Here is a 26042-nt window from a genome sequence, read left to right on the forward strand (position 1 = left end):
TCTAGACCCCTAGGGCGCCCTTCACATCTGCCTCGAGCGCCGCCATGGCGTCTTCGGCCTCCGCACGCGCACTCGCGACGTCGCCCTCGGCGACGGGCACGATCACCTCGAGGTATGCCTTGACCTTGGGTTCGGTTCCGGAGGGGCGGATGATGACGCGGGCTCCGCTTTCGGTCGCCAGGTGCAGGCCCGACGTTGGCAACAGTCCCGCGAACCCCTCGCCCATGTCGTCGGTTGCGGTCACGGCGTGGCCGCCAAGGGTCTCCGGTGGTGAGGCCAAGAGGCGCGCCATTGTGGCTGGTATTTCGGCGAGGTCGGCGTAGCGCACCGCCACTTGGCGCGTCAGGTAGACGCCGTAGGAGCGCGCGAGGTCGTCGATGGCGTCGGCGAGGGTGCGCCCCTGCGCCTTGAGGTCCGCGACCAGCACGGCCATCATCGTGCCGGCGCTGATCCCGTCCTTGTCGCGCACGTGCGCGGGGTCAACGCAGTACCCAATCGCCTCCTCGTACCCGTAGACGAGCCCGGGCACGCGCGCGAGCCACTTAAAGCCCGTGAGGGTGTTGACGTGGCTGTGGCCGTGGTGCTCCGCGATGGCCTTGAGTTGGCGTGACGACACAATCGAGTTCGCGAACACCTGCGAGCCAGGGGCCATGCGCAGCAGTGCGCGATGGGCCGCGATCTTCTCGCCAAGCAGCGAGCCGACGACATCGCCGTGCAGCATGCGCCATTCGCCGTCGATGACCGTGGCGACGGCGCACCGGTCCGCGTCTGGATCGTTCGCGATGACAACATCGGCCCCCGCCTCGCGGGCCAGCGCGATCGACAGGTCGATCGCGCCCTTCTCCTCGGGGTTGGGGAAGGCAACGGTGGGGAAGTTGGGATCCGGCACTGCCTGTTCCGCCACCTCGTGCACGTCGGTGAAACCGGCTTCCGCGAGCGCGCGCTGCATGCACTCGGAGCCCACACCGTGCATCGAGGTGATGACCACGCGTGTGTTGGCGCGCCGCCCGTCGGCGTCGGGGCCAAGCGCGGCGGCCGCGTGAACAAATTCGTCCACCACGGAGTCGGGGATGATCTCCCAGCCGCCTTCAGCGCGCGGCACGTCGAGCACGGACTCCACGGCCGCAATGCGCGACGCGATCTCCGCGTCGTACGGGGGCACGATCTGCGCTCCCTGCCCCGAGTCCGTGACGGCGCGTCCGCCCAGGTACACCTTGTAGCCGTTGTCTCGCGGAGGGTTGTGGGAGGCCGTCACCATGACGCCGGCATCGGCATCGAGCGCTCGCGTCGCATACGCGAGCATGGGGGTGGGAAGCATGCGCGGCATGAGCTTGGCGCGGTGACCCGCGGCCACCATGACGGCCGCGGTGTCGTTGGCGAAGTCCACCGATCCGTGGCGCCCGTCAAAGCCAATAACCACCAACGACGGCCCGACGCTGTCGCTGAGATAGCGCGCAAGGCCGGCTGCCGCGCGGATCACCACGGCGCGGTTCATGCGGTTGGGTCCGGCGCCCACGGCGCCCCGAAGCCCTGCCGTGCCGAACTCCAACGTGCCGCGGAAGCGGTCCTCGATGTCCGCCAAGGCCGCCGCATCGCCGCCCTCGGCGGCGGCAATGACCACCTCAAGCTCCGCGCGAGTGGCGGCATCGGGGTCATCCGCAACCCAGCGTCGGGCCGTATCAAGGAGCGTGGTCACGAGAGCCTGGCCACAATGTCGGCGAGCAGGCGGGAGATGCGGGGGCCGGATTCGCGGCCAACGTCGAGCACCTCGCCGTGGTGGAGCGCCTCGCCGCCGATTCCGGCGCCCAGATTGGTGACAAGCGAGAGGCCGAGCACCTCCATCCCGCGCTCGCGCGCGGCGATGACCTCGAGGGCCGTGGACATGCCGATGAGGTCCGCACCCCAGCGCGTGGCCATCTGCACTTCTGCGGGCGTCTCGTACTGGGGGCCGGTGAACTGGATGTAGACGCCCTCTGGGAGTGTGGGATCAATCTCATGTGCCAGGGCCCGGAGCCGCGGCGAATAGGCCTGCGTGAGGTCAACAAAGGTGGCGCCCTCGAGCGGGGTGGCGCCTGTGAAATTGATGTGGTCGCTGATGAGCACAACGGAGCCGGGGCCAACCTCGGGGCGCGAGGAACCGCAGCCGTTCGTCACCACCAAAGTGGTGCATCCTGCGGCGGCGGCCATGCGCACACCATGGGCCACCTTTGCGGCGTCTCGTACCTGGTAGAAGTGCTGTCGGGCACCAAGAACGAGCACGTGCTTGCCGCTTGGGGTGCGGATGGAGCGCATGAGGGAGGAGTGCCCGGCGACTGCGTGGGCGTCGTATCCGGGGATCTCGCTGGCCTCGATTGACGCGACCTCCTCGCCGATGAGATCCGCTGCTCCACCCCAACCGGAGCCGAGAATCAGAGCGATGTCGTGGTGTTCTACACCGGTTGCGGACGCGAGGACGGCGGCGGCCTCCGCCGCGGCATTGAGGGCGGTATCCATACGGTTAACACTATCCCCGGCGAACACAGCCTGCCGGTGAGTCCGTCACAATGGAGGTATGACCTCACGCGTAGTGATCGTCGGGGGAGGACCTGGCGGCTACGAGGCGGCACTCGTCGCCCGTAAGGCGGGAGCCGAGGTGACGCTCATTGAGCGTCAGGGCCTCGGTGGCAACGCCGTCCTCACCGATGTTGTCCCCTCAAAGACCATCATCGCCACCGCGGAGTGGCTCACCATTGCGGGCCGCGCCCCCGAGCTTGGCATCGCGGATTCCGAAGGCACCGCCGACCGCTTGCGCTCTCGCGTGGACATGCACGCGGTTAACGAGCGCATCCGCAAGCTGGTGCTCAAGCAGTCGCACGACATCTCGCTGCGCATGGCAAAGAACGACATCCAGGTGGTCCAGGGAGCAGGCCGGCTCGTGTCGCCAACCCGCGTGGCCACTGACGCGGACGAGTTCGAGGCCGACGCTGTGTTGCTTGCGCTTGGGGCGTCGCCGCGCGTGATCCCTGGTTCCGAGCCGGACGGCGAGCGCATCCTCACGTGGACCCAGTTGTACGACCTCACCGAAATCCCCGAGCACCTCATCGTGGTGGGCTCTGGAGTCACCGGAGCAGAGTTTGCCGGCGCCTATAACCTGCTGGGCTCGCGGGTGACGCTCGTGTCTTCCGGCGATCGCGTGCTCGCGTCCCAGGACCCCGAGGCGTCCTCGCTCATCACCGAGGTGTTCGCGCGGCGCGGCATGACCGTGCTTGGGCGCGCTCGCGCCGAGAAGGTCGTCAACCAGGGCGACTCCGTGGTGGTGTTCCTCGAGGACGGCCGCGTTGTTGAGGGCTCTCACTGCCTCATGGCCGTTGGCTCGGTGCCCAATACCAGCGACGTTGGCCTGGCCGACGCTGGGGTTGAGGTGGATTCGCGCGGCTACATCACCGTGGATAGGGTTTCGCGCACGTCCGCGCGAGGCGTCTACGCGGCGGGGGACTGCACCGGGGTGCTGCCGCTCGCGTCCGTCGCCGCGACGCAGGGTCGCATCGCGATGGCGCACGCGCTCGGCGATGCGGTGGCGCCGATCGAACTCAAGACCGTGGCGCAGAACGTGTTCACCGCCCCCGAGATCGCGTCCGTGGGCGCTACCGAGAACCAGCTCAAGGAGCGCGGCATCTTCTACCAGGTGTCTCGCTTGGATTTGGCGCGCAACCCGCGCGCGAAGATGCTGGGCATCGACGAGGGCTTCGTGAAGATCTTTGGTCACACCGTGACCGGGCAGGTGCTTGGTGCGGTGATCGTGGGGTCTAGGGCGTCGGAGCACATCTTCCCGCTCGCTCTCGCAGTGGCGCAGCACCTCACTGTTGACGACATTGCGGCCGCGTTCACGGTGTATCCGTCACTGAGTGGCACCGTGGCCGAGGCAGCGCGTCGCCTGCACAACATGACGGATCCCGGGACGCACTGAGTCTCGCGGGTTCTCACTGGGTCTCACTCGGCTCCACTCGGCCTCACTCGCTCTCGCCTCGCGCACCGCCCGCGGATTCTGACGGATCACTTCCTGGGTAGTCCGTCGCTTTCCGCGAAAACACGGAATCTGACGGACCGCATGCGATGCCGCCCGTCAGATTCCGTGTAACGGGTTAGTCCTTCGTGGATCGGAACATCGTTGACGCTTGCACGATCATCGTGAGCACGATGCACACGCCGAGCACCACGAGAGACCACCACCACGCGAAGATGATCGCGAGCGCCACGCCCGCGCCGATCCCGGCGACCCAGATCGCTCCGGAGTACATCCCAAAGCGCGCGGCGGCGTTAGGGTCGCTCCACTGAGCTCCGCCCTGGTGCGCGCTGTAGTCGGCACCCAGCTCGCGCACCCAGGCCTTGTGGCGGTTGGTCTGGGTGGCGCCCAGCCACGAGAACAGCCCGATGCTCACGAGCGCCAGCACGCCGCCCGCGATCGCGAGGGCCACCGCGGAGGTGTCCACCGCGAACGCCCCAAACGCAGCCAGCGCCGCGACACCTGCGAACGTCGCGAGACCCCACAGCGCCGCACGGCCAAGCGGCATCGCGTAGTTGCTCGTGGTCTCTTGGCGGAGCGAGTCAGCGGTGATGAAGCCCAGCAGGGCCGCACCCGCCAACCCAAGGGCGAGCACCGTGCGCGCCTCACCGCCCACAACCTCGAACGCGGCGAGCACGGCAAGCACCACGGCCGCGGTTGCGGCCACACTCAGCAGCGTCACACGCACCACAAAGCCGGGATTGGGCCGCACCTTGTTACGTGCGTGAAGATCAGCGGCGTTCGGCGCTTTGCCAGCCCGAGCGTCGGGCATACCAGGCGCGACGGGAGCGCCGAGCAGATCCTCAACCGAACCTAACTCGTCGATTGCCTGGCGAGCCGCGTCGGCAGGGGAGGCGCCTGCGGCCTCGAGTTCTTCCGTGCGAGCCATGACATTGGCGCGCACCTCTTCCTTGAGCTCGCGAACCTCCGGCGACATGGTGACGCCGTCGAAGGCCTCGTCTAGGAGGCGATGGATGTGGGTGTTCATGCTGGGTCCTTGACGTCTAGAAGGGTGTCGATGATGCGGCGCGTGGCCACCCACGCGGCGACGCGGGCCTTGTACACGGCGCGGCCGGCGTCGGTGATGCGGTAGTACTTGCGCCTGCCGCCCTGGGACTCGTCACCCCAGTACGACTCCACGAGGCCGTCCTTCTCGAGGCGGCGGTACGTGGCGTAGAGGGTGGCTTCCTTGATCTCGTGATCGCCGCCTGCGGCGTCGCGAATGGCCTTGTGGATCTCGAATCCGTAAGAGTCACCGCGACGCAGCACGCCGAGCACGATGGTGTCGGTGTTGCCGCGGAGCAAGTCCGCGGCGAATGCGTCAGTTTCTGTCACATCAGGTACTGTATCAGATGAAGTACCTAACCACGCAAGCCCGACGGTGTGGCCGGGTTTGGTGCGTTCGTTGCGTCGCGCACGCCACGGTTCCTGACGGGCGAATGTGCGGAACGTCCGTCAGATTGGGTGCGGGCACGGAAACTGACGGGCGATTCACGTGGACGTCCGTTGGAATCGGTCTCCCCCGTGCGCTACTCGAACAGCGCCTGTCCCACGTACTCTCCGGGGCCGATGCCACCGGGCACGGCGAACAGCGCCGAGCCCGTGGTGTGGAGGTACTCCACCGTCATGCGATCGGACTTCGACAACCGCTCTTGCACCGGCACAAACTGCGTGCGGGGATCGCGCACGTATGCAAGGAAGAACAGCCCGGCATCGAGCCGCCCCAACGAGTCCGCGCCGTCCGTGAAGTTGTAGCCGCGTCGCAGCATCGCCATCCCGTCATTCGCATCGGGGTGCGAGAGCGCCACATGTGAGTCGACAGGGATCAGCGGAGTGCCGTCGCCGCCTGCACGCGTGAAGTCCGGCTCCGTGAACTCGCCGCCTCCGCTGAGGGGAGAGCCGGAGCCCTTGGTGCGCCCAATGGAGTTCTCTTGCTCTTGCAGCGACGTGCGGTCCCAGATCTCCGCGCGGATGCGAATCCGCCTGGCTACCAGGTAGGACCCAGTGGCCATCCACGCGGCACCGTCACCAGCGTCGGCCCACACAAAGCGGTCGATGTCCGCCGTCTGCTCCGCGCGGAGGTTGCGCGTGCCGTCCTTGAAGCCCATCAGGTTGCGGGGCGTGGTCTGCGCCTGCGTGGTCGATGACGTGCGCCCAAAGCCCAGTTGCGTCCAACGTATTGCCGCGGTCCCGAACGCGATGCGAGACAGGTTGCGGATCGCGTGCACCGCCACCTGGGGGTCGTCGGCGCACGCCTGAATGCAGAGGTCGCCGCCCACGAACGCGTCGTCGAGCACGTCCCCGCTGAAGTGCGGAAGGTCGATGAGCTGCTCTGGCCGCTTGGACGCCAGGCCAAAGCGGTCATCAAACAGCCCCGGCCCAAAGCCAAAGGTGATCGTGAGACCTGAGGCGGCGAGCCCCAGCGCCTCGCCCGTGTCATCCGGCGGTGCCACGTAGGATCCGCCCGTGGCGCCGGAACCCAGCTCGCCTCCGGCCATGAGCCGCTCGGCCGCCTCCGTCCATGCCTTGAGCAGCGCGATCACGTCCTCGCGGGAGGAGGTGGTGAGGTCGTACGCGGCGAAGTGGAGCCGGTCCTGCTGCGGCGTGACGATGCCGCTCTGGTGAGGCCCGCGGAAGTCATATGACCGCAAGGTCAGTGAGGACGACGTCTCTCGTCCAAAGGCAAATCCCCCGGCGCCAGCCACCGCAGCGACGCCCACGGCCGCGGCACTCGCCCCCAACACTGCCCGACGCGAGGGCCCCTTTGGCGACGGCGTCGCCTGAGGTTCGTCAGCGTCGGGCAGTGTCACGGGAGTTACAGTACGGCGGCTGCCGTGAGCTGGGAGAGCGGCTCGCTCAGCGCGTTGACCGCGTCAGAGAGCTCCTTGACCTGGTCCGGGGTGAGGTCCGTGTAGAGCACAAAGCCCTCGTCGATGGAGCCGTACTGCGCGAGCAGTGCGTTGAGGTCATCGAAGCGAGTGTCAAGCGTGTTGACGAGGTCAGGATCCGTCTCGTTGACCACGTCGCGCAGCACGCCGAACGCCACGAGCGCTCCGTCCACGTTGGCCTGGAAGTCCCACAGGTCCGTGTGCGACCAGATCTCCTCTTCGCCCGTCACCTTGCCTGCGGCGACCTCGTCCAGGAGCCCCACGGCGCCGTTGCCGATCTGCGAGGCGTCGAGCGTGAAGTCCTCGGCGTTCACCTCGTCTGAGAGGGTCGCGATGTTCGCCTTGAGGTCATCTGCTAGGAACTTCTGCTCTGCTGCCGTGAGTTCGTAGCCCTCTGCCGGGGGCCACAGGTGCTTCTCGATGCGGTGCCAGCCGGTCCATTCGTCACCCTCGGCGAGGTCCGCCTCGCGAGCATCGGTCTTGGGGTCAAGATCGCCAAAGGACTCGGCAACGGGCTCGATGCGCTCCCAGTGCACGCGCGCGTCCGCGTAGAGCTCGCGGGCCTTGTCGTAGTCGCCGGACTCGTAGGCGGCGACGAACTCGTCGGTCTTCTGCACGAGCGTCTGCACCTGGTCGCGCACGTACAGGATGTACTGGTCGCCAGCCGCGGCGAGCTGCTCCTCGCGGTCGCCCGTTGGCGCCACCGTGGAATCGGAGGGCGTCACGGTGAACGCCGCCTGAATGCCGTCTCCCACCATGCCCGGCTTGCATGCCGTGAGGTAGTTGCCCTCGGGCACTCGCACCACCAGATCCCGCGTGATACCAGGGCCGATGTTCTCAACCTCGGAGATGATGCGCAGGCCGTCGTCCGCGAGCAGGTAGAACTCGGTGACGTCCTCGCCGTCGTTGGTGACGTGGAACACCACGGGGCCGGCGGCGGCCGTGTCCGTGGCCACCTTGCACTCGTCCGCGGTGGAGCTTACCGCGATGCCCTCGGAGCTGTCCGAGTCGTTGGGAACGCACGCGGCCAGCGCGAGCGCGGAGATGGCGGCGAGGGCCGCCGCGGATACGGGGGTACGGAATCGCATCAGTTTCCTTGGGGTTGGACGCTCTCGCGAGCGTCGGTGGTAGCAGGGCCCGACGCTGGGGACACGGCAGCGTCTGGCCTCTTCTTTGGTGCGCCAAAGGCTTGGCGAACGAACAGGAACATCACGGGCACGAGGTACGCGAAGTACGCGACGGCCTCGAGCACGGTGGTGGCGGGGGAGAAGTTGAAGATCGCCTTGAGGATGGTGCCGTGGATCGAGCTTGGCGGTATCGCCGCGGTCACGTCCCAGGCGAGGTTGTGCAGGCCAGGCAGGATGCCAGCCTCTTGAAGGTCGTGCACGCGGTATGCGAGCACCCCGGCCGCGACCACCACCAGGAACACGCCCGTCCACTGGAAGAACACGCGCAGGTTGAGTTTGATGGCGCCGCGATAGATGAGGACGCCAAGCAGCACGGCCGTGGCGAGGCCAAGCGTGGCGCCGATGACGGGGCCCGCCGTGGTGCCCGCGCTCTGGATTCCGGCCCACAGGAACAGCGCGGTCTCAAGACCCTCGCGACCAACGGCGAGCAGCGCCATCGTGACGACCGCGCCGGAGCCAACCGAGATCGCGCGCTCCATCGAGCCCTCGAGTTCGCCCTTGAGGAAGCGGGCGTTCTTGCCCATCCAGAAGATCATCCACGTGATGAGGCCAACCGCGACGATGCTGAGGGTTCCGCCGATCGCCTCTTGCGCCTCAAAACTCAGGCCCTGAGGGCCAAGCGTGAGCAGCGCCCCAAACGCGAGCGACAGCACAACCGCGATCCCGACGCCGATCCACACGCGGCTCAGCAGGTGGCGACGTTCGGTGCGCACAAGGTACGCCACGAGAATGCCGACCACGAGTGAGGCCTCAAGGCCCTCTCGCAGGCCGATGAGGTAGTTGGCGAACATGCGGCGGCTTTCCCTGGTGGGGATGGGATGGCGGCGCGGCAATGCGCCTTGGAGAGCCTAGGACCGCCGTGGCGGATTGCGCAAGGGACTAGTTGCGTTATTCGGCGGATGCGGCGGATTCAGCCGCGTCAACGTCCGCGATATCGCAGATAGCGGTGCCCGCGCTCACCCCGGCACCCACGTCGAGCGTGAGGCCGCGGATGACGCCAGCCTTGTGAGCGATGAGGGGCTGCTCCATCTTCATTGCTTCGAGCACCACCACGAGGTCGCCCTCGGCGACCTCCGCCCCCTCGGCAACGGCTACCTTGACGATCGTGCCTTGCATGGGGGAGGTGAGGGTAGTGCCACTTGCCGCTCGCACGGGGCCGCCGGAGCGTCGGGCCTGCCGACGTACGGGGCCACCCGCGCGAGACCTACCGGCTTGCGCCAAAGCCGCCGGGAGCACAACCTCAAGGCGCTTGCCGCCAACCTCGACGATGACGCGCTCGGTGGCGGGCTCTTCAACGGCCTCCGCGGCGGGACCGCTGGACCCAAGGGTTGCGACCGTGTCCGCGAACTCCGACTCGATCCACGTGGTGTAGACGCCAAAGTGGCCGTCTGCGGCCACGTACTCGGGCGCCTCGAGCACCGCCCGGTGGAACGGAACTACCGTGGGGATGCCCTCAATCTCGAGCTCTGCTAGCGCGCGGCGCGCCCGCTGAATCGCTTGCTCGCGTGTGGCGCCCGTGACGATGAGCTTGGCGATCATCGAGTCGAAGTTGCCGCTCACGGTGTCGCCCTCGACCACGCCGGCGTCCACACGAACGCCGGGGCCGCTGGGGAAGTTCAGCGTGCGGATGGTGCCGGGGGCCGGCATGAAGTTCGCCGCAGGGTCCTCGCCGTTGATGCGGAACTCGATCGAGTGGCCGCGCGCGGGCTGTGGAATGGTGACGGGCTCGCCCGCCGCGATGCGGAACTGCTCGCGCACCAGGTCCAGCCCGGTGACCTCTTCAGTGACTGGGTGCTCCACCTGGAGGCGCGTGTTGACCTCAAGGAAGCTGATGGTGCCGTCCACGCCAACGAGGAACTCACACGTGCCCGCGCCCTCGTAAGCGGCCTCCTTGAGGATGGCTTTGCTCGCCTCGACGAGGCGCGCGTTCTGCTCGTCGGTGAGGAACGGCGCCGGGGCCTCTTCGACGAGCTTCTGGTGCCGGCGCTGCAGCGAGCAGTCACGCGTGGAGACCACCACGACGGTGCCGTGCCGGTCCGCGAGGCACTGCGTCTCAACGTGCCGTGGGCGGTCGAGAAATCGCTCAACGAAGCACTCACCGCGCCCAAACGCGGCCACTGCCTCACGGGTCGCGGAATCGAAAAGCTCCGGAATCTCCTCGAGCGTGCGGGCCACCTTGAGCCCGCGCCCGCCGCCGCCGAACGCCGCCTTGATGGCCACGGGCAAGCCGTGTTCTTGGGCGAAGGCGACAACCTCGTGGGCGCTCTCAACGGGGTCCGGTGTGCCCGGAACGAGGGGAGCCCCTGCGCGCTGCGCGATGTGGCGCGCGCTCACCTTGTCGCCGAGCGCCTCGATGGCTGCGGGGCTGGGGCCGATCCACACGAGGCCAGCGTCGATGACCGCCTGCGCGAACTCCGCGTTCTCGGCGAGGAAGCCGTAGCCGGGGTGGACTGCCTCTGCCCCCGCGCGCCGTGCGACGTCGATGATCTTGGCGATGTCCAGGTATGTCTCGCGTGCCGTTGCGCCGCCAAGAGCGAACGCCTCATCGGCGAGCCGTACGTGCGGGGCGTCGCGGTCGGGGTCGGCGTAGACGGCAACGGAGCGCAATCCCGCGTCCTTGCAGGCGCGGATGATGCGAACTGCGATTTCCCCACGGTTGGCAATGAGCACGGATGAGAAGGCAGTCACCGGAAAACGGTAGCGCGGGCCTTGCGCGGCTCCCTAACCGGCCCACTGGGGTTGTGCGAAGTTTGCGCGGCGGCACCATCCCTTTGGCCCCTGTTTGTAGAAAGGCCACAAAAACACTGCCCGACGCCGTGGCTGGGTGGGTGCTGGTTGTTGCGGTTCTACAAAGGGCGGCTATGCGCGCAGATCGTGGAACGCTACGCCAAACTCGCTCAGCAGGTGCCGCAGCAGGGGCAGGCTCACTCCGACCACACCGTGGTAGTCGCCGTCGATAGCCTCGACGTACGGCCCGCCGAGACCGTCAACCGTGAAGGCGCCTGCCACGTTGAGGGGCTCTCCCGTGGCGACGTAGGCGCTGATCTCTTCGTCTGTGAGGTCTGCGAAGTGCACCGTCGTGGAGCTGGTGGCCCCGGTCTGCTTCGCGGCGCGTCCGTTCCGCGCGTCCACGAGCCAATGGCCCGTGTGGAGCACGCCGGTGCTGCCGCGCATCTGGCGCCAGCGCACGATGGCGGTCCCGGCGTTCCCCGGCTTGCCGAGGATCTCGCCACCGAACTCGAGCATCGAGTCGCACCCGAGCACGAGCGCATTCGGCGCGTGCTTGGCAACCACCTCCTCGGCCTTGGCGCGCGCCAGGGCGAGCACAGCGTCGGCCGGGCCGGTGCCATCCGGGAGTGAGGCGAGCACCGCGTCCTCGTCCACGTGGGAGACGATCACGCGAGGTTCCACGCCTGCGCTGCGGAGCGTGGACAGGCGCGCGGGCGACTGGGAGGCGAGAACGAGGGGGACGGGCATGCCGACGAGCCTAACCGCGCTGGCCCTACGCTCCTATTGGTGCGTGAGGCCCGGTTTTCGCACGAGTCGTGCTCCTAAAGGTGCGTGAGGTCCGGATATCTGGCTTGGGCTACTCCGCTGGGTGCGGCAGGTCTGGGCAGGCGCGAGCACCGGGGGTGAGGCGCCGCGCGTCTCGCGCTGACGCACACACAGGAGCGGCAAGGCCCGGGAAAGTGGTGCTGACGCACACATTGCGCGGGGGTCAGGCGTACTGCTTGGCCTGCAGGGCGTAGAGCTCGGCGTAGAGCCCAGCCTGGGCCACGAGTTCGTCGTGGGAGCCCGACTCGACGATGCGGCCGTCGCCCACCACCAGGATCGTGTCCGCCATGCGCACCGTTGAGAAGCGGTGCGAGACGAGCACGGTGATCGCGCCCGTGCGCTGCGCCACGCGGCGAGCCCCCAGCGCGTACTGCTCAAAGAGGTTGTGCTCCGCTTGCGCGTCGAGGGCAGAGGTGGGTTCGTCGAGCAAGAGCAGCAGCGGCGATTCGCGCATCATGGCGCGCCCCAGGGCTAGCTTCTGCCACTGGCCACCGCTGAGGTCGGTGCCGCCCACGTTGGACTTGCCCAGTTGGGTCTGCAGGCCGTCGGTGAGGCGCCGCATGACGTCCTCCGCACGGGCGCGCGCGAGGGCGTCCGCCACCGCCTCGGGATCGTCGACGCGGGGAAGGTCGCCGAGCCCCACCGTGTTCTGCGCCGAGAACTCGAACTTGGCGAAGTCTTGAAAGCCAGCGGAGATGCGCTCTCGCCACTCGGTGACGGGCATGCGTGACAGGCCCGTGCCGTCCACCGTGATCTGGCCGGAGTCGGGGTCGTAGAAGCGGCACAGGAGCTTGATGAGCGTGGACTTACCTGCGCCGTTCTCGCCCACGATAGCCACGGTGGCACCTGCGGGAATGGTGAGATCAACGTGGCTGAGCACGGGCTCCTCGGTGCCCGGGTAGGTGAAGGTGACGTCTCGCAGTTCGATCCCCGAGGTCAGTGTCTGCGGAACGACGGCATCCGCGGGCTCGCCCTGTTGCCCAGCGACGACTCCGCGAATCCACCGGATCTCCGTGAACAGCGAGGCCGTGCGCTGTAGGCCCTGGAGCATCGCCACAGCGGAGGTGACCTGCGCGTTGACCTGTGCGGCGAGCGTGATCACCATGAGGACGTCGCCCACGGTGGCATGCCCGTTGATGGCATCGCGGACAACGAGGAGCGTGGCGCCCACGTACGCGATGGCGAAGAACACCTGCCCGATGGTGCGCAGCACGGTGGCCTTGTACTCGCCGCGCATCTCAAGTCGAGAGACCTCGCTCCAGGCCCGACGCTGGCGTTCCCGAACCTCGCTCTCAAGGCCGCACGTGCGCACCTCTTTGACGGGGCCGGGCTCGCTCAGGAGCGAGAACAGGTGGTTTGCCTGGCGCGTTGCGGGCGCGCCTTTGGCGCGCCCCTCCTTGGCGACGGCCTCCGCTTTCCGGCCAAGCAGCAGCGGCGGAATGGCGCACACGGGCAGCAGGAGCAGCCAGGGCGAGAGCGTCGCAAGCAGGATGCCCGTGACCACGAGCGCTACAACGATCGCGACGCCGCCATAGAGCGACGCGACGGTGTTCCAGGCCGCACGATCGGTTTCTCGCCGAATGTAGGCGACGCGATCCGCGTAGTCGGCGCGCTCGTGGTGTTCAAGGCCAACGGAGCCGTTGGACAGCGCGGCGACGTCCCGCTCGATGAGGGCGGCCGCGTCTTCCGCGGTCTTGAAGTAGAAGATGTGGGCGAAGTGGCCGGCGGTGAGGCCAAGCACAGACAGCACGGCAACCCACACGGCCGCGATGACTGCGGCGCGCGCCTCTCCCGCAATCGCGTTGTCCACGATCCCGCGTAAGCCCACGGCGGCAAGCGGCATCGCAAGGGGCGCCACGAGCATGAGCCCAAAGCCCAGAACGAAGTTGAGTTTTCCCGCGCGCCAGGCCACCCGCAGGATGTCTGTCATTCCCTTCAGGAGTTCCATTACGCCCCCTCCATGACCGCGGCGTCGGCATCGTCGTCCGCGCCGAGGCCCTCGCGGAAGCGGCGGGCCTGGAGCTCAAACAGGCGCCGGTAGCGAGAATCAGACGCGGTGAGCTCGTCGTGAGACCCCTGTTCCACCACGCGACCCTCCTCGACAACGATGATGTGGTCCGCGCGACGCACGGAGGAGAAGCGGTGCGAGATCAGCACGGTCGTGAGTCCGGCCGTGAGTTCGATGAACTGCTCAAAGAACTCCGCCTCGGCGCGCACGTCGAGGGCCGCAGTCGGCTCGTCGAGCACGAGCACGCGCGCTCCCTTGTCCACGGCATAGAGGGACCGCGCGATTGCGACGCGCTGCCACTGGCCGCCGCTGAGGTCAATGCCGTCCTCGTACGCGCGGGCGAGGATCGTGTCCAGGCCAAGCGGAGCGTCGGACAGGGTCTCAAGCATTCCGGTCTTTGCTGCTGCGGCCTCTACCGCAGCCCTATCGGCGGGATCGAACGCCGCACCCATCGCGATGTTGTCCGCAGCAGTGAACTCGTAGCGGACGAAGTCTTGGAACACCACGGACAGCGTGCGCCGCCACTCGACGACGTCAAGCTCGGCAATATCGATGCCGTCCACGTAAATAGCACCGCTCGTGGGTTCGTACAGGCGCGCGAGGAGCTTCATGAGGGTGGTCTTCCCCGCGCCGTTGACGCCAACGATGGCGGTGGTGAGTCCCGCCCTGAGCGTGAGGTTGAGCCCGGAGAACACCGGCCGGGCGGCTCCCGGGTAGCTGAAGTGGAGGTCGCGGAACTCGATGCTCTGGATTGGCGCGCCAGGCGGGACCGGCGCTGATCCGCGCGGTGCGGTGTCCCGCTCTTTGACCTCTCGCTGCACCTCGCGAATGGCGCTGAGCGCGTTCATCCCAAACTGCGTGGACGTGTCTGACTCCGGGAAGTCGCGCCCCATCATGAGCAGCCCAATGAGCGCCTGCAGGCCAAGCGTGAGCTCGCCGATGGTCATGGTGCCAAGCGTGAGTTCGCCGGGATCGCTCCCCGTCCCCGCCGCCTGAGCAGTCAGTGCCACAAGCGCCCACACGGTGGCTACCAGGCCGATTGCCGCATAGACGAGGTACGGCTTGAAGTAGATGCGCCTGCGCTCGCGATCGGTGGGGTCGGCGAACTCGTGGAACGCCTTCTCGTGACCCTTACTGATCCACGGCATGGTGCCGAACACGCGGATCTCCTTGGAGGCGGTTGGGCCCATGGCGATATCGCGGAAGTAGATGAGGCGCCTTCGCAAGTGGCCGTTAGTGCGCCACAGCACCGAGTACGCCCGCAGCCCGCCCCGGTTTCCGGTGCGCAGCACCATCACCGCCACGATCATGGCGAGCGCAATCCACGCGCCAAGCAGGATCCACACGATGACGAAGGTGGCGATCATCTGCACGTAGCGCGCCACCAGGAACAGCATCCCCGCGACCGCATTGCCCGGCGTGTGGAAGTTGTTCTCGAACCGCATGCGTGCCTCGGAGAACGTGGCGAGCACCTCGCCGTCCTCGAGCGCGCCGATGCCCACGGACGCCGTCACGGCCTCCACGGCCTCGTCGCGAATGCGGCCGTCAACCGCGCGCTGAATCGACAACCCGATCATCTGCTGCACCGGGGCGAGCAATTGCTGCAGCAAGAATGCCCCCGCCGCGATGAGGAACAGCCGCACCACAGTGTCGTACTCGTCAGAGGATGTGCCGCCGTCAACGGCTGCGGGGACGTGCCCGATCATCGCGGACGTTGCCACCATGAACACGATGGGCAAGCCGCCAAGAATCAGCCCAACACCGGCCAGTGCCACCACGCGCCCCCACCCCGCGAGCGGCATGATCTGCCAGATGCGCAGGCGCGCGACTATGGCCTCTTCCTTGTAGCGACGCCACCATGCGCGAAACGTTTCGGACACAGGGTCACCTTAGCGGACGGCCCTGACACGGGAACCAAGCCCTAGACCCCGTCGATCGTCGAGCAGGCCCCAGCCACATCGTCGGGCAGAAGCGCCGTCAAGAAGGCGATGGCCTCCGCTTGCTTGCCCGCAGGAATCCTGCTGAGCAGCACCTCACGCATGACGGCATCGTGGGCCTCGCGAGCGTCGGCCATGGCTTTGGCGCCGGCAGGGGTGAGCACGGCCCAGGAGGCGCGGCGGTCGCTATCGCAGGCCCGACGCTCCACGAGTCCAGCCTCTTCAAGGCGGGTTATCGCGTGGCTGAGTCGGGAGAGCGAGGAGTCCGCGGCGCGCGCGACGTCCGCGAGCTGTACCTGGCCGGTGGGGTTCTTGGCGAGGGTGTCGAGCAGCATGAACTGGAAGCGAGACAGGCCGGTGGCGGCGCGCATGCGCTCGTCGATCATGCCGGGCACGGTGGTGAGCAGGGCGTTGTAGCGCGCCCAGAGGATGCGCTCCTGCTCGGTAGTGGCCACGGTCTCCATCGCACTATTCTATCATTTGAAGGTTCAAGTAACCAGGGGTCATCCCTGCGGATCGCGCCCGCGCGCCAGATCGAGCATCGCCTTGCCAGTGGCGCCCAACTCCCGCACGTGCCCGCGGATCGTGTGCTCCGTGAGGATCACCGGCGGGTACGCGCCTTGCGCGTCCAGTCCTAGGCGCTCGCAGAGCCACACCGCGCGCGGTAAGTGAAATTCCTGCGTCGCCACGATGACGGAACGCATCCCGTACTCGTCGCGCGCGCGGATGCAACTTGAATACGTATCGACGCCAAGCGGGTCCTCGATGATGTGCTCGCTCGGCACGCCCGCCGCCTCGGCGACCCGCCGCATCACCGGCGGCTCCCCGTAACCGCTCGAGTCCTCGCCCGCCCCGCTCATGATGATGCGATCCACGAGCCCCATCCGGTACAGCCGCACTCCCGTGACCACGCGCTCCCTGAGGAATCTGCTGGGGCGTCCATCCGCCCATACGCGCGCGCCAAGTACCAGCGCCGCCTCGGCATGGTGAAAACGGCCCGACGCTATGGGCCGGCGAGCGCCGATCGTCGCCAAACGTGCGGTTGCGGCGGGGGTCAGGACGGCAAGGGCGGCCGCGCCGAGCGTGCCCGCAGCTGCAAACGCTGGTGTCTTGCTCACAACGTCGACCCTACGTCGCTCACGGCTCGCGGCCGCTCACCACGTCCATCCAGGCCTTCGCGGCCGCCGGAACTTCGCGGAGGTTGCCCACCACGGTTCCCTTGCGCAGGGTGATCGGCGGGAACGCGCCCTGAGCGTCGAGGCCCGCTCGCTTGCATAGCCACGTGGCGCGCGACACGTGGAACTCCTGGGTGGTGACGATCACCGTGTCTGCGCCGAACTCGTCTCGCGCGCGCACGCATGATGAGTACGTATCGACGCCAAGGGGATCCTCGACGATCGCTTCCGCGGGCACGCCCATCCCCTCAGCGAGGGACCGCATCACCGTGGGCTCGCCGTGGCCGCTCGAGTCGTTGCCGTCGCCGCTCATGATGATGCGGTCAACGATGCCGCGTTCGTAGAGCTCCACTCCCGCGGTCACGCGCTCCAGCAAGAACGGAGAGGGGCTGCCGTCCGGGTAGACGCGGGCGCCCAAGACCAGGGCGGCATCTGCGTGATCAAGATTGCCCCCAACCGGCCCTACGTCGGTCCAGGTGAGCGCGCGGATGAGCGTCCACGGCAGTAGCGCCACAATGAAGAGCGCCACGAGGATCGCAGTGATCCAGCGGCGCCGAGCGGTCTTGCGCACCTGCGCAGGCGCTACCTCAACGAGTTCCGCCACGCCGTTTCCCCCCGTCCAAGCGGCAGCATGAGCCGCCGCCCGCGCATCGTGCGCGTCCTGTCCATCCACGCGGACGCAGGGTGGCCCGGTGCGTCGTGTTCGAGCCCCGTGGACGCCACCGCGACTACCCCGGCGAGCAGCGCCGCGAGCTCCTCCTCGTCAACGGAACCACGCACAATCTTGAGCGCGGCCGCTGCGGCGAGCAGGCCGTCGGGCCCTTCCGGCGCCGAGGTCATAGCGGGATGTTTCCGTGCTTCTTGGGCGGCAGGGAGGCGCGCTTGGTGCGCAGGGCACGCAGGGCGCGAACCACTTGCGCGCGAGTCTCGGAGGGCTCGATGACGGCGTCAACGTAGCCGCGGTCGGCGGCGTCGTAGGGGTTGACGATGGCCTCTTCGTACTCGGAGACGAGTTCGGCGCGGCGGGCCTCGACGTCGCCGCCCTCGTCGGCCACGGCCGCCAGAGCACGCCGCTGCAGGATGTTGACCGCGCCCCCGGCGCCCATGACCGCGATCTGCGCGGTGGGCCACGCGAGGTTGACGTCCGCGCCCAACTGCTTGGACGCCATCACGATGTACGCGCCGCCGTACGCCTTGCGTGTGATCACGGTGACGAGCGGCACCGTGGCCTCCGCGTACGCGTAGATGAGCTTGGCGCCGCGGCGGATGATGCCCTGGTACTCCTGGTCCGTTCCGGGAAGGAAGCCGGGCACGTCCACAAAGGTGAGCACGGGGATGTTGAAGGCGTCGCACGTGCGCACAAAGCGCGCGGCCTTCTCCGCGGCCGCGATGTCGAGCGTGCCGGCCATGGACAGCGGCTGGTTCGCGACGATGCCAACGGAGGATCCCTCCACGTGCCCAAAGCCCACCACCACGTTGGGGGCGAAGAGCGGCTGCACCTCAAAGAAGTCGCCCTCATCGAGCACCGCGGAAATGACGGTCTTCATGTCGTAGGGCTGGTTGTCGCTGTCGGGGATGAGGGTGTTGAGCGCCTGGTCATCCTCGGTGAGTGCGAGGTCGGCCTCGCCGCCCCATGCCGGCGGGTCGCTCAGGTTGTTCTGGGGGAGGAACTGCAGCAGGTGCTGCACGTACTCGATCGCGTCGTCCTCGTCCGCGGCCAGGTAGTGCGCCACTCCGGACTTCACGTTGTGCGTTTGCCCGCCGCCCAACTCCTCAAACGTCACCTCTTCGCCGGTGACCGCCTTAATGACGTCAGGGCCGGTGATGAACATCTGCGACGTGCCGTCCGCCATGACGATGAAGTCGGTGAGGGCGGGGGAGTAGACGGCGCCGCCTGCAGACGGCCCAAGAATGATCGAGATCTGCGGGATCACGCCGGATGCCGCCACGTTGCGCCGAAAGATCTCGGCGAACTGCGTGAGCGCGGCCACGCCTTCCTGAATGCGCGCGCCCCCGCCGTCTGAGATGCCGATCAACGGCACGCCCGTGCGCAACGCAAAGTCCTGAATCTTCGCGATCTTCTGCCCGTGCACCTCGCCTAGCGAGCCGCCGAACACCGTGAAGTCTTGGCTATAGACGGCCACCTGGCGGCCGTCGATGGTGCCGTAGCCCGTCACCACGCCGTCGCCAAACGGACGGTTCTTCTCGAGCCCAAAGTTCTGGCTGCGGTGCCGCGTTAGGCGGTCGAGCTCCACGAACGAGCCTTCATCCAGCAGCGCGTCGACGCGCTCGCGGGCGGTCTTCTTTCCGCGGGCGTGCTGCTTGTCTTGAGCGGTGGCCTCCGGGGTGGTCACGGCGGCATCGGTCTTGGCGCGCAGCTGGTCTAGCGCTGCGGCGGTGGTCTTGCGGGGTTCGGACACGTCACTCCCTTTGTGGCTGGCAGATAGCCTAGCCCCGTGACCCACGCCACGCCCGCAGCGATTGCGGCTTCTCGCGCGCCACTTGAGCGCGCGGACTTCGAGGACGTCGTTGGCGACGGCCGCCCGTTGTCACGGCTGGAGATCGTTGCCACCTCCGCGTCCACAAACACCGCGCTCGTGGGTTTGGTCACCAGCCAGCCCGACGGGTGGGGCGCCTTGAGCGGTTACGTCGCCGACCATCAGACGGCTGGGCGGGGCCGCGCGGGCCGCTCGTGGGCCACGCCTGCGCGCGCGGCACTCACCGGTTCGTATGTGTTGAGGCCCGCCGTTTCCCGTGCGGAATATGGCTGGGCTCCCCTTGTTGTGGGCCTGGCAACGGTGCGCGCGCTGCGCCGGATGGGCGTTGGCGCATTCCTCAAGTGGCCCAACGATGTGGTCGTGGAACACGGCGCGCGAGACATCCCCGAGTGGGGTCGCTGGCGCAAGGTCGTGGGCATCCTGTGCGAGGCGGTCCCCGATCAGGACGCCATCGTCGCTGGTATTGGCATCAATGTGTCTCAGGATGCGTCCGAGCTGCCCGTACCTCACGCCGCGTCGCTCGCCACCCTTGGTGCGGCTTCACTGGACCGCGTGGCGCTTCTGCGTGCGCTTGTGGCCGAGCTGCGCGACGCCGTCGCCGCGTGGGAACGCGGCGACGACATTCCGGCGCTCGTGACTGCCGCGTGCGCCACGATTGGCTGGGACGTGGCCGTGGATGTGCCCGCCGGTCCTAACGCAAGCACCTCCCCAGTGACGGGAACGGCGATAGGGCTGACAGCGTCGGGCGGGCTACTCGTAAGGACAGCGAACGGCGACCAAGAGGTGCTGGCCGGCGACGTGAGGGTGAGGCGCGCATGATCGGGGAGCCGGGAAGTGTTGGGCGCGCGATCCTTGGGTGGCGGGCCACGGCGAGCGCGATGCTACCCATCTGGATTGGGCTGGTGTTCCTGTCGCCCTCGGCGTCCCGCAGCAACGAGGGCTTTGAGGATCTCGCGTTCCTGCTGCTGATGCTCATCACCTATTGCCTTGGGGTGCTGGTGGTGGTTCCCGCGTTCGCGTTCACCATTGGGCGGTGGTCGGATCGCCGCACGGCGCCTCGTGGGCTGCGGGCCTCCTTGATTCCGTTCGGCATCTACGGCTTTGGGTTTGGCCTGATGCTGGCGCTGCTACTTGGGGTGAGCGGGCTGACTCCCGTTGGGGTTCTTGCGGTGATCGTTGCGCCCACGCTCGCCGCGGTGCTGGGGAGGCTACTCGTGGAGTTGCGCGGGCGGCTGTGGAACTACGTGCTGTGGGGCACGTTTGGCGTTGCGGTGGCCGTGGCGCTTGCGCTGATCCTGACGGCGGTCACGAACCGCTGAGCGCCCTCACGCGGGCTCGATGAGATCCGCGTCGTTGTTGCGGACATTGCCCACGCGCTTGTCCACGGCATGCCACGTGAGCTCCGGCGCGGGGGCGTCAATGACCGCGAAGAGGTCGTCCGGGGACGATTCTGGATCCAGCCACACGTCCACATCTTCGGTGGTCAGCATCACGGGTTCGCGATCGTGGATCTGCTTCATCTCGCCGCGCGCCTCCGTGGTGACGATCGAGAAGGTGACGAGCCAGGGATCGTCTTTCGATGGCCGCCACACCTCGGTGAGGCCAGCGAAGGCGAGCGGGGAACCGTCGGCCGGGTGGATGAACTGTGGCGTCTTCGCGCCATCCACCACCTGCCACTCAAAATAGCCATTGGCAGGAACGATGCACCGTCGTTTGGCGAACGCGTTCTTGAAGGTGGGCTTCTCCGCAACTGTTTCCGCGCGCGCGTTGAACGCGCGCACACCCACCGCGGGGTCTTTTGCCCAGCCAGGCACCAAACCCCACTTGGCAAGCTCGGCCTCCCGGCCGTCGGGCCGTTGCCGAATGATGACGCCTTGCTGCATAGGCCCCAGGTTGAAGTTGGGCGGGAGCAGGCGAACGTCATCCGCAATGGTGGCGATGGCGAAGGCGTCGATGAGTTCTTGCTCGGTGAGGAAGTTCGCGTAGCGGCCGCACATGGGTTCATCGTGACACAGGCGTGTGACACCGCGCGGGACTGAGTTATCCACAACTGGGGTTGCGGGGATACCGACGTGCCACTACTTTCGGCGCATGGGGGGAGACCCAGTAGTTACCGTCGAGACCCGCGTCCGCGAAGAGATTCGCAAGCGCGGGGTAGATCCTGTGCGCGATGCCCACGTGGTGCGCGGGCTCGTCGATGAGGTGCTTGCGGAGTGGGATAAGCAAGCGCTCGCTGGCACCGTGACGCCGGTTGCCGATAGGGCCGACGCTGTGCGCACCGTGCTCTCGAATGTGTCAGGTTTGGGGCCGCTTCAGCAGTACCTGGACGATCCGGAGATCGAGGAGATCTGGATCAATAGGCCCAGTCAGGTGTTTGTGGCGAGGCGCGGAGTGAGCGAGCTGACCCCCACCATCCTCACCGACGGCCAAGTGCGGGACCTGGTAGAGCACATGCTCAAGCTGTCCGGTCGTCGCCTGGATCTGAGCAGTCCCTTCGTCGATGCCTCGCTGCCTGGTGGCGAGCGGCTCCACGCGGTGATCCCTGATGTCACTCGCGAACACTGGAGCGTCAACATCCGCAAGTACGTGGCGCGCGCGCAGAACGTGGGCGATCTGGTGGCGCTCGGCACGCTCACCGAGCAGGCCGCGCGGTTCCTCGACGCCGCCGTGGTGTGCGGACTGAACGTGCTCATAGCAGGGGGAACGCAGGCCGGGAAGTCCACCACGTTGGGCGCGTTGGCCGGGTCCATTCCTGCGCGGGAGCGCATCATCACGTGTGAAGAAGTCTTTGAACTGAGTCTCACCCACCGCGATGTTGTTGGGCTTCAATGCCGCCAACCGTCTCTCGAGGGCACGGGAGAAATCGGCCTGCGGCGCCTCGTGAAAGAGGCGCTTCGCATGCGGCCAAGCCGCATCATCATCGGTGAGGTGCGAGAAGCGGAGAGTTTGGACATGCTCATCGCGCTCAACGCCGGAATCCCCGGCATGTGCACGGTGCACGCGAACTCAGCTCGCGACGCCGTGGTGAAGATGTGCACGCTGCCGCTGCTCGCGGGAGAGAACGTCTCCGATCGCTTCGTCGTGCCCACGGTCGCGTCCGCTATCGACCTCGTTGTGCATCTGGCCGTAGATGCGCGAGGCCGCCGCCGTGCCACCGAGATCGTCGCCGTTCCAGGCCGCGTGGAGTCCGGAGTTGTGGAGTTGGAACAGCTCTTCATCAACCGAGGCAACGGACTGCAGCGTGCGGACGGCTACCCGCCCCACCAAGAGCGTTTCGCACGCAATGGCTACCGCCTCGCCGAGCTATTGGCCGCGTGACATGGCGCTCCTCCTTGGCCTGACCCTGGGACTGGGGCTCTTCCTCGTGTGGACGGCCTTCTGGTTGCCCTCACCAGCGTCCTCGCGCCGCGCGGACGGCTGGCACGGCCGCACCCAGGATCGCCTTACGCGCGCGGGAGCGCCTGGAGTGACGCCAGGTGCTCTCGTGACCGTCGCAGTTGTTGGCGCGCTCGTCGTGTTCCTCGTCATTGCGGGTCTTACCCGCTCGCCGGTAGTCGCCGCGTGCTTCGCAGTCATGACGGCGCGGGCACCGTTCGCGTTGGTCGCCTCTCGCTCCCGGGCGCGCGTTCGCATCACTCGCGCCGCATGGCCCGACGCTGTAGACCACTTGGCAGGGGGGATTCGGGCTGGTCTTTCGTTGCCTCATGCAGTTTCCCAGTTGGGGACGCGGGGACCGGAGGAGTTGCGGCCCGCTTTCCTTGCCTTCGCGGAGGACTTCCGCGCCACGGGACGCTTTGGCGACTCTCTCGACGCGCTCAAGGACCGCCTCGCCGATCCTGTCGCGGATCGCATCGTTGAGGCGCTCAGGGTCACGCGCGAAGTGGGCGGCACGGATGTTGGCACGATGCTGCGCACGCTGAGCGAGTTCCTGCGCGATGACGCGCGCACGCGCGGCGAACTTGAGGCGCGCCAGAGTTGGACGGTCAATGCCGCTCGTTTGGCCGTCGCTGCACCATGGGTAGTGCTCGGCGTGCTGGCGACGCGGCCAGGTGGTGTTGACGCGTACAACTCGCCGGCTGGTGCGATGGTGCTCGCGCTCGGTGCGATCGCATCGGTCATTGCGTACCGACTGATGGTGACCATCGGCAGGCTCCCGGACGAGGCGCGGGTGTTGCGATGATGCCCTTCGCGTTTCTTGCTGCCTTCGCGCTCGCCGTGGGTATAGGGCTCGTGATGTCGTGGGTCTTCGCTCGACGTCCAAGCCTCGACGCGCGGCTCGCGCCATACGTGAGACCAGCGGATGGGCGCGCCTGGTCGGAGCACAACGCAGGGTCCAGGTTCACAGTCGCAAGACTCGCGGCTCCCGTGGTGCGGGACGCCAGTCGCGTGCTCGAACGATGGGGCTCGAGCGCCAAGGACGTGCGGTTGCGGCTGGACCGTTCCGGCTCGCGGCTCACCGTCGAGCAGTTCCGGTCGCAACAGGTGGCGTGGGGCGCCGTTGGGCTCGGGATTGGGTTCGCCGCCGCCACCACGATGCGGATCGCCAGGGGAGCGCCGCTCGTTACGCTGCTCATTCTTGTGGCGATCTGTGCACTCGGCGCCGCGCTGGCGAGGGACGCGTGGCTCACGCGCGCGGCCAACAAGCGCACCGCGCTCATTGTGTCTGAACTTCCTACGATCGCGGATCTACTCGCGCTCTCAGTTGCCGCGGGTGAGGGGGCGCGGGCCGCGATGGAACGTGTCGCGCGCACCACCCACGGTGCGCTTCCTGAGGAACTGCGGCGAGCGCTCGCGGACGCACGGGCCGGTGAGCCGCTCAGCAGGGCCCTTCAGGACATGGCGGTGCGGACGGGTGCGCAGCCGCTACGACGATTCGTAGACGGAATCGTGGCCGCCCTTGACCTCGGCACGCCGCTTGCCGCTGTCTTGCGCGCGCAGGCACACGATGCGCGCGTGGCTGGGCGCGAACAGCTCATGGAGCAGGGAGGAAAGCGCGAGATCGTGATGCTCGTGCCGGTGGTCTTCCTGATCCTGCCCGTGACCATCGTTTTTGCCACTTACCCAGGACTGATAGCCATTCGGCTCACAGGTTGACACCAGGAGGGGACACTATGAACAGTGCCAGGAAACTACTGAAAGATGACCGCGGCGACGTGCCTGGATGGGTGCTCATCACGCTGATGACGGCAGGCCTTGTTGCCGCGATCTGGGCCCTCGCGGGCCCGGCGCTCGCCGATGTCTTTGAAACTGCGATCAGTTCCGTCACGGGCGGCTGACGCGGGCAGTGCCGTCGTCGAGTTCGTTCTCGTCGGCGCGCTCCTCGTCCTGCTCGCGGCAGGGCTCTTTCAGCTTGCCCTGACGTTGCACGTGCGCAACATTCTGCTCTCGTCTGCCTCGGAAGGCGCGCATGTGGGCGCGCTCGCGGACCTCTCGCCGGCCGACGGCGCGGCACGGGCGTCCGACCTCGCACGGGCGGCGCTTGGAGGGCTCGATGTGGTTGGCTCCGCGCGAGCCGTCCCCACGGCAGGTGGGGAGGTTGTCGAGGTCACTCTCGCTGCGCCGGTCCCGGTGCTGGGACTGTGGGGGGCGGGGTCGATGAGTGTCACAGCGCATGCGATCGAAGAGGCAGGGGATGAGTAGGGACTGGCGCTCCGACGACGGCAGCGCCGTGGTCGAGTTCGTGTTCCTGTCGATCGTTCTGATGATCCCGATCGTGTATCTGGTGTTGTGCCTTGGGGCGGTCCAGTCCGCAGCCTTCGCGGCCGAGGCGGTGGCCCGTGACGCCAGCCGTGCGGCGGTGGTTGGGGGTGTGGACGCGTTGCGAGAGGGGGCCAGCTACTCGCGAGCGGAGGAGACGGGTCGTGAGCGAGCGTCTGCGGTTGCTCAGACCACGCTTGAGGACTTTCACTTGGTCTCGGACGACGTGGACATGGACCTGCGATGCACGGGCTCGCCGTGTCTGGAGCCGGGTTCAGACGTAGAGGTGAGCGTGACGGTCCACGTGTCGCTGCCGGGACTTGGGGCTCTGCTTCCTGGCGCAGTGGTGTCGGTCGACTCGCAGGGCACATCCCCGGTCGATGGGTACCTCCCATGAGCCGTGTGCGCATCAAGGACGACGAGGGCACGATCATGTTGCTCACGCTCGGCTTCGTGGTGCTCGCACTGCTGATCATCCTGGTGATCTCCGCGGCCACCCAGGTGCATCTGCAGCGGATGCGGCTCACCCATGTGGCAGATGAGGTGGCGCTCGACGCCGCAGACGCCCTTGACGTCGCTAGCTACTACGAGGGCTCGGTGGCGCAGCCAACCGATGACGGGGTGATCGTCCTGGCGAACGCACAGGTCGCGCGGATCGCGGAAGAGCGCGTCGGCGAAGCCGCGGCGCGAGCGGGTCTGCCCCTGGTAGAGGTTGTGGAGGCGACCACGAGCGACGACTTCACCGCTACCGTCACCGTGCAGACGGTGGTGCACCCACTGTTCGGTGTGGACGCGCTCCTGCCGTTCGTGGACGGCGTGACGCTCACGGCGACGTCGAGCGCCAGAGCCTATTGAGCGTCGGGGCGGCAGCGCCAGTGAGCCCCGGACCGTAACCCCCAGTTCGTAACCCCCAGTTCGTAACCCCCAGTTCGGAACCCCCAGTTCGGAACCCCCAGTTCGGAAGCAACCGTGGCCGAATGCGCGCTGGCGGTACGTGAGGCGTCGCATAGGGGCCTTACGACGCGCTGGGTGCCGCCACGACGCACTGTACTTGG

The 26042-nt window shown here is 67.4% G+C and carries 27 protein-coding genes; 10 read left to right on the forward strand and 17 right to left on the reverse strand.

Translation table 11 applies throughout. The annotated features are described in order from the left end of the window. Position 1: 1 nt before the first annotated feature. Both QM618_RS04710 and QM618_RS04715 read right to left on the reverse strand, forming a co-directional pair. Positions 2-1696: a phospho-sugar mutase gene (locus QM618_RS04710; protein WP_428095305.1), complete on the reverse strand. Its 1695-nt coding sequence runs from the start codon at positions 1694-1696 to the stop codon at positions 2-4. Then, complete coding sequence (locus QM618_RS04715; protein WP_428095306.1) at positions 1693-2493, reverse strand: purine-nucleoside phosphorylase; 801 nt, start codon at positions 2491-2493, stop codon at positions 1693-1695. Before QM618_RS04715 ends, QM618_RS04710 begins: the two co-directional genes overlap by 4 nt. 58 nt (positions 2494-2551) lie before the next feature. On the opposite strand from QM618_RS04715, the gene QM618_RS04720 reads away from it, so the two are divergent. Next, the gene (locus QM618_RS04720; RefSeq protein ID WP_428095307.1) at positions 2552-3946 is read left to right on the forward strand and encodes an NAD(P)H-quinone dehydrogenase; all 1395 of its coding nucleotides are present in this window, start codon (positions 2552-2554) and stop codon (positions 3944-3946) included. A gap of 175 nt (positions 3947-4121) precedes the next feature. On the opposite strand, the gene QM618_RS04725 is transcribed toward QM618_RS04720, so the two are convergent. The 14 genes from QM618_RS04725 to QM618_RS04790 form a co-directional block, all read right to left on the reverse strand. Beyond that, positions 4122-5030, reverse strand: coding sequence for a permease prefix domain 1-containing protein (locus QM618_RS04725; RefSeq protein WP_428095308.1), 909 nt, complete (start codon positions 5028-5030; stop codon positions 4122-4124). Then, positions 5027-5377: a PadR family transcriptional regulator gene (locus QM618_RS04730; RefSeq protein WP_428095309.1), complete on the reverse strand. Its 351-nt coding sequence runs from the start codon at positions 5375-5377 to the stop codon at positions 5027-5029. The genes QM618_RS04725 and QM618_RS04730 overlap by 4 nt, the downstream gene beginning before the upstream one ends. 194 nt (positions 5378-5571) lie before the next feature. Beyond that, positions 5572-6852 (reverse strand): iron uptake transporter deferrochelatase/peroxidase subunit, encoded by a 1281-nt coding sequence (efeB, locus tag QM618_RS04735; protein ID WP_428095310.1) that lies wholly within the window; start codon positions 6850-6852, stop codon positions 5572-5574. A gap of 5 nt (positions 6853-6857) precedes the next feature. Continuing rightward, the gene (gene efeO, locus QM618_RS04740) at positions 6858-8018 is read right to left on the reverse strand and encodes an iron uptake system protein EfeO (RefSeq protein ID WP_428095311.1); all 1161 of its coding nucleotides are present in this window, start codon (positions 8016-8018) and stop codon (positions 6858-6860) included. Further along, positions 8018-8908: an iron uptake transporter permease EfeU gene (efeU, locus tag QM618_RS04745; protein WP_428095312.1), complete on the reverse strand. Its 891-nt coding sequence runs from the start codon at positions 8906-8908 to the stop codon at positions 8018-8020. The genes efeO and efeU overlap by 1 nt, the downstream gene beginning before the upstream one ends. A 97-nt stretch (positions 8909-9005) precedes the next feature. Next, positions 9006-10805: an acetyl/propionyl/methylcrotonyl-CoA carboxylase subunit alpha gene (locus QM618_RS04750; protein WP_428095313.1), complete on the reverse strand. Its 1800-nt coding sequence runs from the start codon at positions 10803-10805 to the stop codon at positions 9006-9008. A 171-nt stretch (positions 10806-10976) separates the two neighbouring features. Next, the gene (locus tag QM618_RS04755) at positions 10977-11594 is read right to left on the reverse strand and encodes a Maf family protein (RefSeq protein ID WP_428095314.1); all 618 of its coding nucleotides are present in this window, start codon (positions 11592-11594) and stop codon (positions 10977-10979) included. A gap of 241 nt (positions 11595-11835) precedes the next feature. After that, on the reverse strand, positions 11836-13620 hold the full coding sequence (locus QM618_RS04760) for an ABC transporter ATP-binding protein (RefSeq protein ID WP_428095315.1): 1785 nt from the start codon (positions 13618-13620) through the stop codon (positions 11836-11838). Continuing rightward, positions 13620-15560 (reverse strand): ABC transporter ATP-binding protein, encoded by a 1941-nt coding sequence (locus QM618_RS04765; protein ID WP_428095316.1) that lies wholly within the window; start codon positions 15558-15560, stop codon positions 13620-13622. Before QM618_RS04765 ends, QM618_RS04760 begins: the two co-directional genes overlap by 1 nt. A gap of 41 nt (positions 15561-15601) precedes the next feature. After that, positions 15602-16081, reverse strand: coding sequence for a MarR family winged helix-turn-helix transcriptional regulator (locus QM618_RS04770; RefSeq protein ID WP_428095317.1), 480 nt, complete (start codon positions 16079-16081; stop codon positions 15602-15604). Positions 16082-16120: 39 nt separating this feature from the next. Further along, on the reverse strand, positions 16121-16735 hold the full coding sequence (locus QM618_RS04775) for a SanA/YdcF family protein (RefSeq protein ID WP_428095318.1): 615 nt from the start codon (positions 16733-16735) through the stop codon (positions 16121-16123). 19 nt (positions 16736-16754) lie between these two features. Continuing rightward, positions 16755-17396: a SanA/YdcF family protein gene (locus QM618_RS04780; protein WP_428095319.1), complete on the reverse strand. Its 642-nt coding sequence runs from the start codon at positions 17394-17396 to the stop codon at positions 16755-16757. Continuing rightward, positions 17375-17632 carry an acyl-CoA carboxylase subunit epsilon gene (locus tag QM618_RS04785; protein WP_428095320.1) on the reverse strand — a complete coding sequence of 86 codons (258 nt, stop codon included), beginning with the start codon at positions 17630-17632 and terminating at the stop codon, positions 17375-17377. The genes QM618_RS04780 and QM618_RS04785 overlap by 22 nt, the downstream gene beginning before the upstream one ends. Further along, positions 17629-19212: an acyl-CoA carboxylase subunit beta gene (locus tag QM618_RS04790; RefSeq protein WP_428095321.1), complete on the reverse strand. Its 1584-nt coding sequence runs from the start codon at positions 19210-19212 to the stop codon at positions 17629-17631. The genes QM618_RS04785 and QM618_RS04790 overlap by 4 nt, the downstream gene beginning before the upstream one ends. Before the next feature lie 36 nt (positions 19213-19248). Between QM618_RS04790 and QM618_RS04795 the strand changes: the two genes are divergently transcribed. Beyond that, the gene (locus QM618_RS04795; RefSeq protein WP_428095322.1) at positions 19249-20109 is read left to right on the forward strand and encodes a biotin--[acetyl-CoA-carboxylase] ligase; all 861 of its coding nucleotides are present in this window, start codon (positions 19249-19251) and stop codon (positions 20107-20109) included. Further along, the gene (locus QM618_RS04800; RefSeq protein ID WP_428095323.1) at positions 20106-20609 is read left to right on the forward strand and encodes a hypothetical protein; all 504 of its coding nucleotides are present in this window, start codon (positions 20106-20108) and stop codon (positions 20607-20609) included. The genes QM618_RS04795 and QM618_RS04800 overlap by 4 nt, the downstream gene beginning before the upstream one ends. A gap of 6 nt (positions 20610-20615) precedes the next feature. Here QM618_RS04800 and QM618_RS04805 read toward each other — a convergent pair whose 3' ends face one another. Then, positions 20616-21287 carry an SOS response-associated peptidase gene (locus tag QM618_RS04805; protein WP_428095324.1) on the reverse strand — a complete coding sequence of 224 codons (672 nt, stop codon included), beginning with the start codon at positions 21285-21287 and terminating at the stop codon, positions 20616-20618. Positions 21288-21381: 94 nt separating this feature from the next. Here QM618_RS04805 and QM618_RS04810 point away from each other — a divergent pair, with 94 nt between their 5' ends. The 7 genes from QM618_RS04810 to QM618_RS04840 are packed head-to-tail and all read left to right on the forward strand — an operon-like array spanning position 21382 to position 25842. After that, positions 21382-22608, forward strand: coding sequence for a CpaF family protein (locus QM618_RS04810; protein WP_428095325.1), 1227 nt, complete (start codon positions 21382-21384; stop codon positions 22606-22608). Position 22609: 1 nt separating this feature from the next. Next, positions 22610-23470: a type II secretion system F family protein gene (locus QM618_RS04815; protein WP_428095326.1), complete on the forward strand. Its 861-nt coding sequence runs from the start codon at positions 22610-22612 to the stop codon at positions 23468-23470. Further along, positions 23467-24384 (forward strand): type II secretion system F family protein, encoded by a 918-nt coding sequence (locus QM618_RS04820; RefSeq protein WP_428095327.1) that lies wholly within the window; start codon positions 23467-23469, stop codon positions 24382-24384. The genes QM618_RS04815 and QM618_RS04820 overlap by 4 nt, the downstream gene beginning before the upstream one ends. A 17-nt stretch (positions 24385-24401) precedes the next feature. Further along, positions 24402-24566 carry a hypothetical protein gene (locus tag QM618_RS04825; RefSeq protein ID WP_428095328.1) on the forward strand — a complete coding sequence of 55 codons (165 nt, stop codon included), beginning with the start codon at positions 24402-24404 and terminating at the stop codon, positions 24564-24566. Then, the gene (locus QM618_RS04830) at positions 24526-24930 is read left to right on the forward strand and encodes a TadE/TadG family type IV pilus assembly protein (RefSeq protein ID WP_428095329.1); all 405 of its coding nucleotides are present in this window, start codon (positions 24526-24528) and stop codon (positions 24928-24930) included. The genes QM618_RS04825 and QM618_RS04830 overlap by 41 nt, the downstream gene beginning before the upstream one ends. Next, positions 24923-25384, forward strand: coding sequence for a hypothetical protein (locus tag QM618_RS04835; RefSeq protein WP_428095330.1), 462 nt, complete (start codon positions 24923-24925; stop codon positions 25382-25384). Before QM618_RS04830 ends, QM618_RS04835 begins: the two co-directional genes overlap by 8 nt. Then, the gene (locus tag QM618_RS04840) at positions 25381-25842 is read left to right on the forward strand and encodes a pilus assembly protein TadG-related protein (protein WP_428095331.1); all 462 of its coding nucleotides are present in this window, start codon (positions 25381-25383) and stop codon (positions 25840-25842) included. The genes QM618_RS04835 and QM618_RS04840 overlap by 4 nt, the downstream gene beginning before the upstream one ends. The last annotated feature ends 200 nt before the right edge of the window (positions 25843-26042 follow it).

The organism is Demequina sp., from assembly GCF_049841215.1.
Lineage (GTDB): Bacteria > Actinomycetota > Actinomycetes > Actinomycetales > Demequinaceae > Demequina.

What these genes read in the sequence shown, in the direction of transcription:
- efeO (WP_428095311.1), bottom strand. Translation starts at nt 8,018, where the DNA reads ATGCGATTCCGTACCCCCGTATCCGCGGCGGCCCTCGCCGCCATCTCC.
- QM618_RS04715 (WP_428095306.1), bottom strand. Translation starts at nt 2,493, where the DNA reads ATGGATACCGCCCTCAATGCCGCGGCGGAGGCCGCCGCCGTCCTCGCG.
- QM618_RS04840 (WP_428095331.1), top strand. Translation starts at nt 25,381, where the DNA reads ATGAGCCGTGTGCGCATCAAGGACGACGAGGGCACGATCATGTTGCTC.
- QM618_RS04835 (WP_428095330.1), top strand. Translation starts at nt 24,923, where the DNA reads ATGAGTAGGGACTGGCGCTCCGACGACGGCAGCGCCGTGGTCGAGTTC.
- efeU (WP_428095312.1), bottom strand. Translation starts at nt 8,908, where the DNA reads ATGTTCGCCAACTACCTCATCGGCCTGCGAGAGGGCCTTGAGGCCTCA.
- QM618_RS04810 (WP_428095325.1), top strand. Translation starts at nt 21,382, where the DNA reads ATGGGGGGAGACCCAGTAGTTACCGTCGAGACCCGCGTCCGCGAAGAG.
- QM618_RS04815 (WP_428095326.1), top strand. Translation starts at nt 22,610, where the DNA reads ATGGCGCTCCTCCTTGGCCTGACCCTGGGACTGGGGCTCTTCCTCGTG.
- QM618_RS04825 (WP_428095328.1), top strand. Translation starts at nt 24,402, where the DNA reads ATGAACAGTGCCAGGAAACTACTGAAAGATGACCGCGGCGACGTGCCT.
- QM618_RS04755 (WP_428095314.1), bottom strand. Translation starts at nt 11,594, where the DNA reads ATGCCCGTCCCCCTCGTTCTCGCCTCCCAGTCGCCCGCGCGCCTGTCC.
- QM618_RS04820 (WP_428095327.1), top strand. Translation starts at nt 23,467, where the DNA reads ATGATGCCCTTCGCGTTTCTTGCTGCCTTCGCGCTCGCCGTGGGTATA.
- QM618_RS04725 (WP_428095308.1), bottom strand. Translation starts at nt 5,030, where the DNA reads ATGAACACCCACATCCATCGCCTCCTAGACGAGGCCTTCGACGGCGTC.
- QM618_RS04720 (WP_428095307.1), top strand. Translation starts at nt 2,552, where the DNA reads ATGACCTCACGCGTAGTGATCGTCGGGGGAGGACCTGGCGGCTACGAG.
- QM618_RS04805 (WP_428095324.1), bottom strand. Translation starts at nt 21,287, where the DNA reads ATGTGCGGCCGCTACGCGAACTTCCTCACCGAGCAAGAACTCATCGAC.
- QM618_RS04785 (WP_428095320.1), bottom strand. Translation starts at nt 17,632, where the DNA reads ATGACCTCGGCGCCGGAAGGGCCCGACGGCCTGCTCGCCGCAGCGGCC.
- QM618_RS04800 (WP_428095323.1), top strand. Translation starts at nt 20,106, where the DNA reads ATGATCGGGGAGCCGGGAAGTGTTGGGCGCGCGATCCTTGGGTGGCGG.
- QM618_RS04830 (WP_428095329.1), top strand. Translation starts at nt 24,526, where the DNA reads ATGTCTTTGAAACTGCGATCAGTTCCGTCACGGGCGGCTGACGCGGGC.
- QM618_RS04770 (WP_428095317.1), bottom strand. Translation starts at nt 16,081, where the DNA reads ATGGAGACCGTGGCCACTACCGAGCAGGAGCGCATCCTCTGGGCGCGC.
- QM618_RS04760 (WP_428095315.1), bottom strand. Translation starts at nt 13,620, where the DNA reads ATGGAACTCCTGAAGGGAATGACAGACATCCTGCGGGTGGCCTGGCGC.